At 53.8% G+C, this 14732-nt stretch carries 11 protein-coding genes; 5 read left to right on the top strand and 6 right to left on the bottom strand.

What is annotated here, in order from left to right; genetic code table 11:
• Positions 1-9: 9 nt before the first annotated feature.
• From ACYVI1_RS02190 to ACYVI1_RS02180, 3 genes are all read right to left on the bottom strand, one after another.
• A complete protein-coding gene (locus ACYVI1_RS02190; RefSeq protein WP_460906229.1) occupies positions 10-2490 on the bottom strand; it encodes a TonB-dependent receptor in 2481 nt (826 codons plus the stop codon).
• Positions 2491-2508: 18 nt separating this feature from the next.
• Positions 2509-3702, bottom strand: a complete 1194-nt coding sequence (locus ACYVI1_RS02185; RefSeq protein ID WP_460906227.1) for a DUF4249 domain-containing protein — start codon at positions 3700-3702, stop codon at positions 2509-2511.
• Positions 3703-3864: 162 nt separating this feature from the next.
• A complete protein-coding gene (locus tag ACYVI1_RS02180; RefSeq protein WP_460906225.1) occupies positions 3865-5436 on the bottom strand; it encodes a sulfatase family protein in 1572 nt (523 codons plus the stop codon).
• 231 nt (positions 5437-5667) lie between these two features.
• On the opposite strand from ACYVI1_RS02180, the gene ACYVI1_RS02175 reads away from it, so the two are divergent.
• Together ACYVI1_RS02175 and metF are read left to right on the top strand one after the other, a co-directional pair.
• Complete coding sequence (locus ACYVI1_RS02175; protein WP_460906223.1) at positions 5668-5877, top strand: type II toxin-antitoxin system HicB family antitoxin; 210 nt, start codon at positions 5668-5670, stop codon at positions 5875-5877.
• A gap of 67 nt (positions 5878-5944) precedes the next feature.
• The gene (gene metF, locus ACYVI1_RS02170; RefSeq protein ID WP_460906221.1) at positions 5945-6904 is read left to right on the top strand and encodes a methylenetetrahydrofolate reductase [NAD(P)H]; all 960 of its coding nucleotides are present in this window, start codon (positions 5945-5947) and stop codon (positions 6902-6904) included.
• A 195-nt stretch (positions 6905-7099) separates the two neighbouring features.
• Here metF and ACYVI1_RS02165 read toward each other — a convergent pair whose 3' ends face one another.
• Together ACYVI1_RS02165 and rhaT are read right to left on the bottom strand one after the other, a co-directional pair.
• Complete coding sequence (locus ACYVI1_RS02165; protein WP_460906219.1) at positions 7100-7492, bottom strand: L-rhamnose/proton symporter RhaT; 393 nt, start codon at positions 7490-7492, stop codon at positions 7100-7102.
• Positions 7493-7507: 15 nt separating this feature from the next.
• Positions 7508-8560, bottom strand: coding sequence for an L-rhamnose/proton symporter RhaT (rhaT, locus tag ACYVI1_RS02160; RefSeq protein ID WP_460906218.1), 1053 nt, complete (start codon positions 8558-8560; stop codon positions 7508-7510).
• A 501-nt stretch (positions 8561-9061) separates the two neighbouring features.
• On the opposite strand from rhaT, the gene ACYVI1_RS02155 reads away from it, so the two are divergent.
• Positions 9062-11167 (top strand): bifunctional aldolase/short-chain dehydrogenase, encoded by a 2106-nt coding sequence (locus ACYVI1_RS02155; protein ID WP_460906216.1) that lies wholly within the window; start codon positions 9062-9064, stop codon positions 11165-11167.
• Between the two features lie 119 nt (positions 11168-11286).
• Here ACYVI1_RS02155 and tnpA read toward each other — a convergent pair whose 3' ends face one another.
• Entirely contained in the window at positions 11287-11730 is a 444-nt protein-coding gene (tnpA, locus tag ACYVI1_RS02150) for an IS200/IS605 family transposase (RefSeq protein WP_460906214.1), read from the bottom strand.
• Positions 11731-11881: 151 nt separating this feature from the next.
• On the opposite strand from tnpA, the gene ACYVI1_RS02145 reads away from it, so the two are divergent.
• Complete coding sequence (locus ACYVI1_RS02145; protein WP_460906212.1) at positions 11882-13156, top strand: sugar isomerase; 1275 nt, start codon at positions 11882-11884, stop codon at positions 13154-13156.
• Positions 13157-13263: 107 nt separating this feature from the next.
• Complete coding sequence (locus ACYVI1_RS02140) at positions 13264-14673, top strand: FGGY-family carbohydrate kinase (RefSeq protein ID WP_460906210.1); 1410 nt, start codon at positions 13264-13266, stop codon at positions 14671-14673.
• The last annotated feature ends 59 nt before the right edge of the window (positions 14674-14732 follow it).

Genomic DNA, 14732 nt, shown 5'->3' with positions numbered 1-14732 from the left:
TGATTAACATTATTTAAACACAAAATTATAGGTTAGCGACAGGATAGGGGCCGCGAAAATCTGGAGTTTGTAGGCGTTGGTCTTGTAGTTCTCGGTGCGGAAAAAAACCGAATACGCGTTTTTTCGCCCGTACACATTATACACTGTAAACACCCAGTTCCCCTGCCAGCGTCGGCTTTTCATGGTCGCGTTATAGATGTTCCAGGAGAAGTCGAGCCGGTGGTAATCGGGTAAACGCTGCTGATTCCGTGCGCCAAAATACGGGTACACACTCGTCTGAATCGGACCCAGCACAATGTCACCACCGCCTGGAATCACGAAGGGCGTGCGCGTTCCCTGATACGGGTCGGTGATGGTCTCGAAGGATACGTAGCCAGTGGGAGCCGAGTAGGGGCGGCCACTGCTGTAGGCAAACGTAAACCCAAAGCTGTTGTGTTTATCAATGGCGATAGTGAGCGACGCATTGACGGTGTGCGGACGGTCGTAGTTGGCCTGGTACCAGTTGCCGCCGTTAATTCGTTCCTGAATGCCCCGTCCCTGATCGACCCGGTTCAGCGAGCGGGCGTAAGTGTAGTTGAGCCAGCCCGTAATTTCGCCTTTCTTCTTGGCAATCATAGTCTCGATGCCGTAGGCCAGGCTGCGCCCCTGCAACAATTCCGTTTCGGGGTACGCCTGTAGCAGAAAATTGGTGCCCGGTTTGTAATCGAGCACGTTTTGGGTGGCGCGGTAATACGCTTCAACGGACAGTTCGTAGATGTTGTCTTTCAGATTTCGGAAGTAACCAATCGATACCAACTGGCTGATCTGGGGTTTAATGTGCGCGTCGGAGGTTTTCCAGCGGGCGGTGGGCAGGGGCGTAGTGGTGTTGGTGACTACCTGCAAATATTGCCGCATGAGGTTATACCCCAGCTTGACAGACGAACTCGGGCTAAGTTCATACCGGATGCCCAACCGTGGCTCTAAGCCGCCGTAGGTCTGGCTAACCTGTCCCCGGCCGTAGCGGGTCGAATCAACGACCGAGAAGTCATCCACCGGTCCACCGGCTGCGTAGTGCCGAACCACACCCGGTCCCAGCGACAAAAAACGCGAGTAGCGCAGACCCGCCGAGATAGCCAGTTTGGGACTAATACTCAGTTCGTCGTCGGCATAGGCGGACAGTTCGAGCGCATTTTCGTTGGGCGTTGTCAGGTAATTGACGCTGGGGCTGCTGCCGGGCCAGAGCGTTCCCGGCTCAATGCGGTAGTGCGTCGCATTAATGCCCACTTCTACTTTCTGATTCGTTAACTGGTAATTCAGGTTTGCCTTACCCTGTCGTTGCAGCACACTCGACCGCAGCACCACCTCATTGGTGGAGTTGAGTTCGGGCAACCGGATTTTGGGGACGTAATGGGTGTAAATAGCGGTCGTTTGCAGGTTCAATCGGGGTGAGATAACGTGCAGCCAGCGGGCCATTGCGTTGGTGGACTGGTGGTCGTACTGGTTCGACGTTGCGTTGACATTGGCGAGGCTGCCCAGCAGCGTCGTTCGGAAAATATCGGTACTGGCGTACCCCATCAGCGTGAGCGTGTTGCGTTCGTTGACGCGCCAGAATAGCTTGGCAACCCCGTCGCCAAATTTAGCCCGGATACCGTCCAGCCGACTCGACGCCAGGGGCAGCAAAAAGTCCGTAAATGCGCCCCGCCCGGAAAGCAGCAGGCCCAACTTCCCGTTCACGATGGGAATGTCGGCGGTCAATCGCTCCGACACGAACCCGGCCCCGCCCGTTAATCGAAACTCGTTCAGGTTTGGGTTCCGAAGGCTGATGTCCATCACCGACGCGGCCCGTCCGCCGTAGCGGGCGGGAACATTGCCTTTATAGAGGTCCAGCCCCGTCACGGCATCGGGCGGGAAGACCGAGAACAACCCAAACATGTGGGTGGGATTGAAAATGGGCGTGTCGTCTAAGAGAATCAGCGTCTGGTCGGTGGTGCCGCCCCGGATGTTGACCCCGTTGGCCGCTTCGCCTACACTGGTAACGCCCGGCAGCATCTGCAAGCCGCGCAGCAAATCCACTTCGCCCAGTGCCGAGGGGAGTTTGCGGAGGGTTTCGACACTGATCTGACTAACACCCAGCAGCGGTTCCCGAACGTTGCGGTCGTAGCCCTTGCTCAACACCACAATTTCCTCTAACTGACTCGCTAAGGTGGCCATCTTCGCGTTTACTACCGTCTGCTGGTCAGCCAGTTTCACAATCCGGCGAAACGGTTTGTAGCCGATATGGCGCACCACAATCAGGTGTTCTCCGGGTGTCAGTTGAAGCGAATAATGTCCCTGAGCATCGGTCGTGGTGCCAGTCAGGGATTTTTTATAGTCGATAATCACGGCGGCCTTCACCAACGGCTGGTTACTGGCCGAGTCGCGAACGGTGCCGCTCAGCGTAACCAACTGCCCGCTGGCCCGGTGGTGATTAAAACATAGCAGCAACAAAAGCAGCCAGTAAAATTGTTTCATAACGAGTGAGTGGTGGGGTTAACGCCAGCCGATGGGCGTCTTGTCGGTACGATTGGCACAGGGAATGCACAGGGCCGAGGGCAAACCCGCGAAGGGCATCGACGGATCACCACGCGGTGATTCAAGCACCGGAGAACGGCCATTCTGGGCGTAAAAAAGATTCCCGAACTTACTAACGCTGACGGGAACGTTCTGACGGTCGAGCCGGTAATGATTGACCGCTACCGCCGACGCCGAGAAGTAGCCCACCACGTTCTCGCTATCATCGTCGAGGTTACGGACGTTACCGGCCGTGGGCGCGGGGGGCGTGTCGGCGAGGGTGCCAGTGTTCTGGGTCTGGTCGGCAAACAGCTTATAATAGCGGTAGGCTCCGGCTGTCAGGGCAAATTGCTCAATGTCGAGTTGTGCCGCATCTCGCTGGTAAACCGGAATCTGGGCCACCAATCGGCCCAACTGAGGTTGACCGTTCGTATAAATATCCGAAAATACGTTAATCAACTGACTGCGGTAAACATCCCAGCAGAAGCCTAAACAGCTATAATCGTAGTATTCGTAGGTGAGCAGCCGGGGGTCGGGTACGCAGGCTCCCGTCAGGCCGTTGCCCGTATCGGTCAGTTGGTAGCGGCCCTGCCGACAGGTTTTGCACCACTGCTGACTTTCGTAGAGTGTCCACCGCCAAAGGTAAAAGTTGGCTTGCCCGGCGGGGTCCTGGTAATCCACGTATACATCATTAACGGGTATGGGTCGCTTGTCGACGGTGGAATTGGGGCCGCTGGGATTATACTGGTCATATACCCGCTGGATGGGCGGTACGGCGGGCATCACTTCCACAGTGGACTCATAGCGAGACCCTTCTGCCGTTACAAAACGAAGCTGGTAACTATCGCCGACCCGCCCCCGGAAGTTGACCGGGAAGTCATAGCGGCCCGAGTCGGCGGCTTCGGTCAGGTTAATGAGTGTGATGCCGTTGACGAGTACCTGCACCATTGCCCGGCGGATGGGGAGGGTAACAATGCTGCTGTCGTTGGTGGAGCGGGACCGGCGCAGGTTGATCGCCTGTGGGCCGGACTGATCGGTAATGATGCCGTTGACAACAACTAAGTTTGTGTTCAGGTCAAGGGTTGGTTTGAAGGAATCGACACAGGCATACAGGGTTACCAGGAGCGTGGTCAATAAACCCCATCTGGATGGCAAGCGCATTAGGACATTCACAGCGTTGAGCGTTGACGAAGTGTTAAAGTAGTGATTTTTGTTTACAAATCCGCCCGCCGATGTATGGGGCAATTTTCAGTCCATAGCTTTAGGACTCGCGAAGACCCAGTCACTCACCCAAGCTAAAAGGCATTGTTCCACACGCTCTATCTGCATACCCAATCAATACGTGCCCTTAAACCGGTGATCGAATCGCTGCTGCCGGACGCGGTTGAGGGGGATCTGCATCCCCTTTGAGCCTTCCAGCCAGTCGAAAAGCTGGTCGCGGAGTTGCCGGGCTGTTTCCTGATGTTGCGGGTTGCGAATCAGGTTATTCACCTCGTCGGGGTCGGTTTGCAGGTCATAGAGTTCGTTGGCATCCCAAACACCGTAATTGAAAATGTACTTGTAGCGGTCGGTTCGCACGGCGAACATCGTGGGCGTTTGCGGAAAGTCCGTTTCCCAGTAGTATTCATAAAACGCCCGGTCGCGCCATGGGCGGCCCGGCGTTCCGGTCGGCTGACCCCGCAGCAGGGGCAGAAACGAATTTCCCTGCATCTGCGTGGGTTTAGGCAGTCCGGCATAGGCCAGCAACGTAGGCGCGATGTCGATATTCTGCACCACCTGCGTCAGTCTCCGGCCCGGCGAGATGAGCGTGGGGCAGTGGACCAGCAGTGGCACCCGCATCGACTCCTCGTAGGCGTGCCGCTTGTCGATCAGCCCGCGCTCCCCGAATGAGAAGCCGTTGTCGCCCATGTACACGACCATCGTGTTGGCCAACTGTCCATTGTCTTCCAGCCATTTCAGCACCCGCCCCACGCTGTCATCGACGCCCAGCAGGGTTTCGGCATAGCGGTGGTAAAAATCGTTGAAGCCAATCTGCCCGTGATACATGTAATCGACGCCGTGCCAGCTATACCGCTGCTGTTTCACCCAGTTGGGCATATCGGCCAGATTCGTTTTCAGGCCCCCGTTTTCAGGGTCGGTAGTGGATTTAGGTCCCCAGACTCGGCTGGTGTCGGTGGCGGTCAGGTACATCGAGCGCGGGTACTTGATGGGAATGGCCGCGTATCGGTTCTGATGCCGTTTGGCGGGTTCAAATGGGGCATGAACCGCTTTGTGCGACAGGTACAGCATAAACGGTTTTTTGCGGTCTACCCCGTTCAGCCATTTCAGGGCGTAGTCGGTCAGCAGGTCGGTGGTGTAGCTGCTGTCGGTATGCGACACCCGCTTGCCGTTGATGTTGAAGGTCGGATTATAATAAACGCCCTGGCCTTTGAAACTCAGCCAGTAATCGAAGCCCGGTTGCGGGTTGTCGTCGGTGTTGCCCATGTGCCACTTGCCCAGAAAAGCCGTCTGGTAGCCTGCTTTCTGCAAATACTGCGGAAAAAAGGTCAGTCCTTTGGGTAGGGGTGCGAAATTATCGACCACCTTATGCGTATGGGCGTACTGCCCCGACAGAATGCTGGCCCGGCTGGGCGAACAGAGCGCGGTGCTGACAAATGCATTCTGAACATGTGCGCCCTGGGCCGCCAGCCGGTCGAGGTTAGGCGTTTGCAAACCGGCCACTTTGCCCGTGAAGCCCATAAAATCATAGCGGTGGTCGTCGGCCAGAATGAAAATAATGTTCTTAGGGGCGGGCGCCATCTCCGGTCCGACAGGCCGCGTACCCATTGAGACAAGCAGGAGGGAAGCGACTACGCCGACCCCGATAAAACTGGTTTGCAGGGCGTGCCGGTTATTCAGGTTAAGCATATTGATATGGTTTGCGAAACAAAGGACGATAGGGGCAGTGGTTTACTTAGGTTTCTGATTGATGAAGTTGCCCAACTAAGCCTGGAAGGTGGTCAGGGTATTGGTTGTGGGCAATGGCAGCGCAATGGTTCGCGAATGGTACGTATATTTGCTGATGATTGTCCATGAGAATGGAAGTACAGGCTCATTCTATATCTTTTTGTTCGGATAGACAACCTAATATCCCCACGCATGATTGCTGAATTTATTCAGGCGGCCTTACGCCGGGCACATTACGAATTGGAGGAAGGCATGTTTTATGCAGATGTGCCTGAGTTACCGGGCGTGTTGGCGTATGGGTCCACAGTGGAGGAATGTCGAAATCAATTGGTTGAGGTCATTGAGGGCTGGCTACTCGTTGGTATTCGACACGGAGATGTTATTCCGGCCTTATTGGTATAAATTTATTGAATCGCTTACTCAAACAAGCGAACATCAGCCGGGATGAATGGAACACCTTAAGTAGCTAATGACTAAAATTACCGATCACATAAAAGCTGCCAGCGGCAAACCCATTTTTTCGATTGAAGTCATCCCGCCCATCAAAGGGGATAATCTGAAGAACCTGCTCGACAACATCGAGCCGCTGATGGAGTTTAAGCCGCCGTTTATCGATGTAACCTATCACCGCGAAGAATACATCGAACGGCCCCTGCCCGATGGCACCATCCAGAAAATCGTGACCCGCAAACGGCCCGGTACGGTGGGTATCTGCTCGGCTATCATGCACCGCTTTGGCGTCGATCCAGTGCCGCACGTGCTGTGTGGGGGCTTCTCCCGCGAAGAAACGGAAGACTTCCTGATCGACCTGCATTACCTCGGCATCGACAACGCGCTGGTGCTCCGGGGCGACCCAGCCAAGCCGTTTACGACTTTTAAAGCCAAAGAAAACGGCTATGCGTATGCCAGCGAACTGGTAGAGCAGGTGGCCAACATGAACCGGGGTATTTACCTGCACGAGGAAGATACGGCCCTGGCGCCCAGTGCCTTTTGCATCGGTGTGGCGGCCTATCCCGAAAAGCACTTTGAAGCTGCTGACCACGACATTGATTTTCAGTATCTGAAACAGAAAATTGACAAAGGCGCGGATTACATCGTGACGCAGATGTTTTTCGACAACAAAAAGTACCTCGATTTTGTCGAACGCTGTCGGCAGGAAGGCATTACGGTGCCCATTATTCCGGGCCTGAAGCCCCTTAGTACCCGCAAACAGCTTCAGATATTACCCAAACTGTTTCACCTTGAAATCCCCGACGACCTCGTGCGGGCGGTGGAAGCCTGTGAGAACGACCAGCAGGCCCGGCAGGTAGGGGTGGAGTGGTGCATTCAGCAGGGGCGCGAACTGATAGCCGCCGGTGCGCCCGTGCTGCACTTCTATACCATGGGCAAAGCCGATAACATCATGAAAGTGGCGCGGGAGGTGTTTTAGCAGGGAGCAGGGAGATGGAAATTGATAGCCCACAAATTTATTTGTGGGTCAAAAAAACAGCCAATATGTATCGGCAACGGTTTTAACCGTTTTTCTGCGTTACCATCAATAGGGAATGTCGTTAAAACGACAATCATTTTCACCATTTTGACACCCACAAATAAATTTGTGGGCTGAAATTTCCGAATTTATTCCTCAGGCCGCCAGGTAATTCCCAAAGTCCACTACTACTGTCGAGAGTGCGTAAAAAAAGAACTGGAAATACCAGGTGAAGCCGGCCAGCGCGCAGAAAATGATATTAGTCAGGATGGGCGTCGAGATGTTTGCGTAGTCGGAATAGGTTCGGTTGCGGATGTTCAGGTAGATGGTCCAGATGGCGTTGGTGGTCAGGCCACCCAGCAGAATAATCACCAGCGCGGCATTGTTCATGTAGAAGCCGTTGCGAATATCGAATTCAGCAATGGTTTCCTTCTTTTGCTCGTCGGTCAGGGTGCGTTCTTTCATCATGCCGGCAATGCCGCAGATGGAAATTTCCAGCATACAAACGGCCAGACCCAGCACAATTACCTGCCCGGACGTGGTGCTCATGAGTTCATTCTCTACTCAAAGGGAATTGCCGATCCCCACCAGGACGATTGAAATAAGAATCACGATAATGCCGGTGATGAAGGTGCGAAAGGTATTGGCTGACACCCCCGACCACTCCTTCAGATACAAGCCCCACATATTCGCGGTCAGAATGATGGTGGCCATATGCGTAATCCAGGAACTGGCACCATTGCCCAGCTTACTTTCACCCATCCCGTAGAAGAAAAACTGGAGAAACCACATGGTACCAGCGGTTGCCGAAAAAAGAACATTGGCCAGAATGGGCGTCCGGGTATTGGTATAATTGTCGAAGGTTTTATTTCTGGCGTTTAAGTACATGCACCACAAAAAGTTGGTGGTCAGGCCGCCCCATAGCAGTACCACGTAGGTTACGTTATTCTGAAACAGTGGATTACAACCTTGCACAACAGCCTGATTGGCCAGGGGTTTGCCCGCTTCGATTCCATAGTTGAAGAAGGCACTTAAAATACCGGAGATCACGGCAATTGTCAGGCCCTTCACAATGCTGAACTCTTTGACAGAAGCTTTCTTCTCGGCTTCCGAAAGTTCAGCTTCCTTCATCATGCCGGCTTTACCCGAGATTGCAATTCCGATGAGGCAAACCAGTACGCCCAGCAATACTAACTGACCCCCACCTGAGCCCAGCATATCGGTAAACGAGACTTTCCCTTTAGCTGGGTTGACATTATAATATATGGAAGGTACCAGTGCACCGAAAGCCGAGCTGAACCCTAATACGACTGAATTCCCCAGCGACATGCCCAGATAGCGAACGCCCAGGCCATACGTTAGCCCACCGATGCCCCATAGCAAACCAAATACGAACGTGAGCATCTTAACATTCACATCAGCCGAGGCAATGATGGCTGCGAAATCGGGGATGGTTAAGTAGGCGGCTAAGGGAGGTACAATGAGCCAGGAAAAAAGGCCTCCAACAATCCAGTAGCTTTCCCAGGCCCACCCTTTCACTTTATTAAAGGGCATATAAAAGCTACCCGAAAAACCGCCACCAATCGTGTGGTAAATGATGCCAATCAGAACTTGCATAAAGAAATCAATTACAATACTGTTTTAAACCGTTGGTAACCGTTACGACCTGTAGCTTGACGTTGCCAGATTTTGTCCGACTCAATTCTAAATTTTTGTCGTTCGTGAGGCCCTTAGAAGCTGTTCGACCCTAAGAATACAGCCACTTTCGTTAATGATGAATTAGGAATCATCGATAACGAACGGGGCCATGAAAGACGTTAATCATCGTAGCGGTGACCCAGTCATAATTCGTAACAAATTTATCCTGGTTTATTACCGAAACTTACCTGCTCCCTCCTGTGCTCGTTGATTCTGTTGTTTCTTTGGATGCTATGGTTTTGTTAAAAAGCTAATCAACAGAATCAATAGAATCCACAGAAACAATTAGAATCTAAAGAATCAATAGTAACCAAAGAATCTCTTTCATGCAGGAGAGTACATGAAGCAGGAGAAAACCGGCAAGACGTACTTTGCTTAACTAAAATACAATTTCGAATCGATACTACTTACTGAACTTATATGAATACAATCCAGGCATTCAACTACGTCAGCTACCTCTGGGATGATCAAAAGGCGGCCGAACTGGCTGGCGATGAGGTCGCACTCTTTATTTACCGTTCCAATTTGCTCGGCGCCGATCTGCGCCTGACCAACTATGCCGGAGGGAATACATCGGTTAAACTGTTGGAAACCAATCCGCTCACCGGCGAACCCGTTGAGGTAATGTGGGTCAAAGGTTCCGGGGGCGACATCGGGACGCTCACCAAAAAAGGCTGCGCGAATCTGTACGTCGACCGGTTGCACGCCCTCAAAAACCGCTACCGGGGGCTGGAGTTCGAGGACGAAATGGTCGAATTATTCAACCACTGCCTGTTCGACCCCAAGTGCGCGGCTCCATCCATCGACACGCCCCTGCACGGCCTGCTGCCCTTCAAACACATCGACCACCTCCACCCCGACGCGCTCATTGCCATTGCCGCCAGCCGCGACGGCGAAGCTATTATGCACCAAATCTGGGGCGACCAGTTAGCCTGGCTTCCCTGGCAGCGCCCTGGCTTCGACCTGGGCCTGAAACTCGAGCAGACCGTCCGCGAAAACCCGAACCTTCGGGGCGTCATTCTCGGCGGACACGGTCTGTTCACCTGGGGCGATACCTCCTACGAATCGTACCTGAACACGCTCGAAGTCATTGAGCAGGCATCGGAATTTCTGAATCAGAACTTCGGTAAAAAACGGCCCGTCTTTGGGGGGGCAGCCCGCCAGAATACGGATGCCGACACGCGCAAAAAACAGGCGGCTTCGCTCATGCCCGTGCTGCGCGGTCTGGCGTCGGGGCATCGCCGGATGATTGGCCATTTCACCGACGATGAGCGCGTGCTGGAGTTCGTCAACTCGAACGACCTGCCCCGGCTGGCCCGTTTGGGCACGAGTTGCCCCGACCACTTTCTGCGGACCAAAATTCGCCCGTTGGTGCTCGACCCCGTGCAACTCTCTGCCGCCGACAGCGAAGCCTACTTAGGAAAAGCCTTTGCCGACTACCGCGCCGATTATGCGGCCTATTACGAACGCAGCAAACACGAGAACAGCCCCGCCATTCGTGACCCGAATCCGGTGGTGATTCTGTGGCCGGGTGTGGGCATGTTTACCTTTGCCAAAGACAAACAAACGGCACGGGTAGCGGCTGAATTTTACACCAACGCCATCAACGTCATGAAAGGGGCCGAAGCCGTTTCGGACTACGTGGGCCTGCCCGAACAGGAAGCCTTCGACATCGAATACTGGCTGCTGGAAGAAGCCAAACTCCAGCGGATGCCGAAGCCCAAACCCCTGTCGGGGAAGATTGCCCTCATTACGGGCAGTGCGGGCGGCATTGGCAAAGCCATTGCCAAATCGTTCTTAGCTGAAGGGGCCGTTGTGGTTATCAACGACAACGATGCTGACCGATTAGCGGGCGCTGATGAGGAGTTCAACAAGCAATACGGCAAAGATGCCTACACCGCTGCCCAGTTGGACGTGACCAACGGCGAAACTATTGCCAATGCGTATCAGGCGGCTGCGCTGGCGTTCGGTGGGGTCGATATTGTGGTCAACTGCGCGGGCCTGAGTATTTCCAAACCCATCGAGGAACATACCGAAAAAGACTGGGATTTGCTGTACGACGTGTTGGTGAAAGGTCAGTTTTTTGTCACCCAGCAGGCCGTTGAGGTGATGCGGAAACAGAAATTAGGCGGTGACATAATCAATATTGTCAGCAAAAACGGCTTAGTGTCCGGCCCAAACAACGCGGGCTACGGTTCGGCGAAAGCGGCTCAACTGCACCTGAGCCGCCTGAATGCCGCCGAGTTGGGCAAAGACCACATCCGCGTGAACGTCGTCAACCCCGACGCGGTCATTTCCGACTCGAAAATATGGGCGGGTGCCTGGGCCGAAGGCCGCGCCAAAGCCTACGGTGTGACGGTAGAGGAATTGCCCGGCTATTACGCCAAACGGACGCTCCTGAACGAAGTCATCCTGCCCGACGACATTGCCAACGCCTGCTTAGCGTTCGTGAATGGGCTGTTGTCCAAATCGACCGGCAACGTCCTGAACGTAGACGGTGGCGTAGCGATGGCGTTTGTGCGGTAATGATGGGCAGGGAGCATGGAGCGCGGAGCAGGGGTTGCATTCTATCAGCCCACAAATTCATTTGTGGGTTCAATAAACGAATCCCGCGCCATTCTTAACCGTTTCAACGGTTTTCAGGGTTAACCAATATTATCGGTCGCTAACCCATAATGAACCATAAATCGGCGATATTCCTCTGCGAATGTTACATTTTTATGGTGTTCTTCTTGATTTAGAATATACGTCCGAACACGCGGCACATGTGCTTCGCTGACGGAAAAGGCGCCGTACCCAATTTGCCAGGCAAAATGAGTGGCTGTCAGTTTAGCCTGATTAAACGCATGAGATCTGCCGCCTTTGAGTTGCTTGATCACATCGGCAACGGCTTTTTTGGGGTTGAGCAGAAACAGCAGATGCACATGGTCGGCCACACCGCCAATGCACTCAACAAAGCAGTCCAGAGCAATGAGTTGATTTTGTAATTCATCATGCACGGTTTGTCGAATGATGGGTATAATTAATGGTTGGCGGTTTTTGGCGGAAAAGACAACGTGAACCCAGATTTTGGATTTGGAATGACTCATGAGGGTAGGGGGTGTAAAACCGTTGAAACGGTTGGAATGAAATGAATTTGGTTTTGCAAACCCACACGTAAATGTGTGGGCTGATAAATTGTCGAACCGACAATAGGACTGAAATCCCGTAAAATGGATACATATCAATTTTAAACCCTTTATGCAACTCGAACCCGAACACATAGCTGAGTATAACCAGAGCCAACTGGAAAGCCACCAGCGGAAACTGTCGTACTGGACGCAGGAAGTGGCTACTGCCGAGCCAGTTATTCAGAAACTGATGGCGTTTCAGATTGCCATTCCAAGCTGGGCGTTGGGCACGGGCGGCACCCGTTTCGGGCGGTTTCCCGGTGGGGGAGAGCCGCGTTCGCTGGAAGAGAAAATTGCCGATGTGGGTCTGCTACACGCGCTGAACCGTGCCAGTGGTGCCATTTCGCTGCATATTCCCTGGGATATTCCGACTGACCCGCAGGGTATTAAAGAATTAGCCGACTGGCATAAACTGCGGTTCGATGCCGTGAACTCCAACACGTTTCAGGATCAACCCGACCAAAAACAAACGTATAAATTCGGGTCACTGCACCATACCGACCCCGCCGTTCGTCGGCAGGCTATCGAGCACAATATTGAGGTTATCCGGCATGGGGTGGCCTTAGGTTCAGACGCGCTGACGGTCTGGCTGTCTGATGGGTCCTGCTTTCCGGGCCAGCTCAACTTCCGCAAAGCCTTCGACCGGACGCTGTCGAGTCTGGAGGAAATTTACGCAGCCCTGCCCGATAACTGGAAGGTATTCGTGGAGTACAAAGCTTACGAGCCTAATTTCTATTCGATGACCGTTGGCGACTGGGGCAGCAGCTTTTTATACGCTACTAAACTCGGCCCGAAAGCCTACACCCTCGTCGATTTGGGGCATCACCTGCCCAACGCCAACATTGAACAGATTGTGGCCATTCTGCTGCATCAGGGTAAACTTGGCGGGTTCCACTTTAACGACTCCAAATACGGCGACGACGACCTCACGGCGGGCAGCATTAAGCCTTATCAATTGTTTCTGATTTTTACCGAATTAGTCGACGGGATGGACGCTCGCGGCATGAACCACGCCACCAGTCTGGGCTGGATGATTGATGCCAGCCACAACGTGAAAGACCCGCTCGAAGACCTGCTTCAGTCGGTCGAAGCCATTCAGTTGGCGTATGCTCAGGCCCTGCTGGTCGACCGGGAAGCCCTCGAAGAAGCCCGCGAAGCCAACGACCCGGTTCGCGCGCAGGAGATTTTGCAGGACGCTTTTCGGACCGACGTGCGGCCTTTGGTCGCCGAGGCCCGTCGCCGGGCAGGAGGCTCCTTAAACCCACTGGCCCTGTATCGACAGGCCAACGTCCGCCAGCAACTCATCAGCGAACGGGGTGCAAAGACGGTAGCTACGGGACTTTAACTAATTGTGAATGAGCGAATGAGCGAACGAGTGAATAACCGGAGCGCCGGACCGTGCTTGCGGCAGCTATTCACTCATTCACTCATTCACTCATTCACTCATTGCCTATGAACGTTATCGCCATCTTCGACATTGGTAAGACCAATAAAAAGCTGTTTCTCTTCGACGAGCGCTATCAAATCGTTTGGGAGAAATCAGAACTGTTTGTCGAGGTGGTCGACGAGGAGGGCGATCTGTGCGAAGACCTGAACCGATTAATCGACTGGGTGAAATCGTCGCTGGCTGAGGTGATGGCACTGTCGCCGTTTACGGTTCGGGCAGTGAATTTTTCGGCCTATGGAGCCAGTTTCGTCCATATTGACCGGGATGGGCAACCGGTTGGGCCGCTGTCTAACTACCTCAAAGCGTATCCGGCTTCCCTATTGAAGCGGTTTTTTGAGGAGTATGGGCCGGAGAATGAACTCACCCGGCAAACGGCATCGCCTTCACTGAGGAGCCTGAACTCAGGTTTACAGGTCTATCGGCTCAAACACGAGCGGCCTGATTTGTTTGGCCGGGTGGCCTTTTCGCTGCATTTGCCCCAATACGTGAGTTATCTGGTTAGCCAGTGGCCCGTTTCGGAACTGACCAGCATTGGGTGCCACACCCTGCTCTGGGATTTCGACCGGCAGGATTACCACAGGTGGGTCAGGCAGGAGAACCTCGACGCGGTTTTCGCCCCCATTGTTCCGTCCGATTCGGCAGTTCCACTGGATATTGGCGGTGCCTCGATTCTGGTAGGGGTAGGTCTGCACGACAGTTCGGCGGCTCTGATTCCGTACTTAGCCTCGTTTCAGGAGGCTTTTGTGCTGATTTCGACCGGAACCTGGTGCGTCAGCATGAATCCGTTCAACAGTAGCCCGCTCACACCCGAAGAGCTACAGTATGATTGTTTGAACTTCATGCACTACAAAGGCCAGCCCGTGAAATCGTCGCGGCTGTTTGCCGGGTATGAACATGAGCAGCAGACAAAACGACTGGCCGATCATTTTCAGGTTTCGGCAGACCACTATAAACAGGTGCCGTATAACCCCGGTTTGATCGACCAGTTGCGCCAGCGGGTAAGTCAGGTAACGTCGGAAGGGGATTCAAAAGGCCAAACGATGATCTCGATGCAGGGGTCGCTGTTTGCCGAACGCGACCTAACCGGATTTGCTTCGTATGCCGAAGCCTACCATCAGCTACTCCTCGACATCATGGCACAGCAACTCATATCAACCTCGCTCGTGCTTGCTGACTCACCAGCGCAACGGTCCCTTGTTCGACGGATTTTTGTGGATGGAGGCTTCGGCAACAACCCGATTTATATGAATTTGCTGGCTACGGCTTTTCCCGATGTGGAGGTCTACGCGGCCTCGGTAGCCCAGGCTTCGGCATTGGGTGCGGCTTTGGCCATTCATCACCACTGGAACCCGCATCCATTACCCGGCGATTGCGTCGAACTCCGAAAATACACGGCTCCCGTAGCCGCACAGTAGTTTCAGGTTTCAGGTTTCAGCCGGGCCGCCGGAGCGGTTAGGCGTCAGCCAACCGCTCC

The organism is Spirosoma areae (genome assembly GCF_054781775.1).
The sequence above is the reverse complement of the archived record's forward strand: the minus strand, read 5'-3'. Positions and strand labels throughout refer to the sequence as shown.

Bases quoted from the DNA above. Each gene is read 5' to 3' on its own strand.
- ACYVI1_RS02175 (WP_460906223.1), top strand. From the start codon at position 5,668: ATGATTGCTGAATTTATTCAGGCGGCCTTACGCCGGGCACATTACGAA.
- ACYVI1_RS02190 (WP_460906229.1), bottom strand. From the start codon at position 2,490: ATGAAACAATTTTACTGGCTGCTTTTGTTGCTGCTATGTTTTAATCAC.
- tnpA (WP_460906214.1), bottom strand. From the start codon at position 11,730: ATGAGTCATTCCAAATCCAAAATCTGGGTTCACGTTGTCTTTTCCGCC.
- ACYVI1_RS02140 (WP_460906210.1), top strand. From the start codon at position 13,264: ATGAACGTTATCGCCATCTTCGACATTGGTAAGACCAATAAAAAGCTG.
- ACYVI1_RS02155 (WP_460906216.1), top strand. From the start codon at position 9,062: ATGAATACAATCCAGGCATTCAACTACGTCAGCTACCTCTGGGATGAT.
- ACYVI1_RS02165 (WP_460906219.1), bottom strand. From the start codon at position 7,492: ATGAGCACCACGTCCGGGCAGGTAATTGTGCTGGGTCTGGCCGTTTGT.
- ACYVI1_RS02180 (WP_460906225.1), bottom strand. From the start codon at position 5,436: ATGCTTAACCTGAATAACCGGCACGCCCTGCAAACCAGTTTTATCGGG.
- ACYVI1_RS02145 (WP_460906212.1), top strand. From the start codon at position 11,882: ATGCAACTCGAACCCGAACACATAGCTGAGTATAACCAGAGCCAACTG.
- rhaT (WP_460906218.1), bottom strand. From the start codon at position 8,560: ATGCAAGTTCTGATTGGCATCATTTACCACACGATTGGTGGCGGTTTT.
- metF (WP_460906221.1), top strand. From the start codon at position 5,945: ATGACTAAAATTACCGATCACATAAAAGCTGCCAGCGGCAAACCCATT.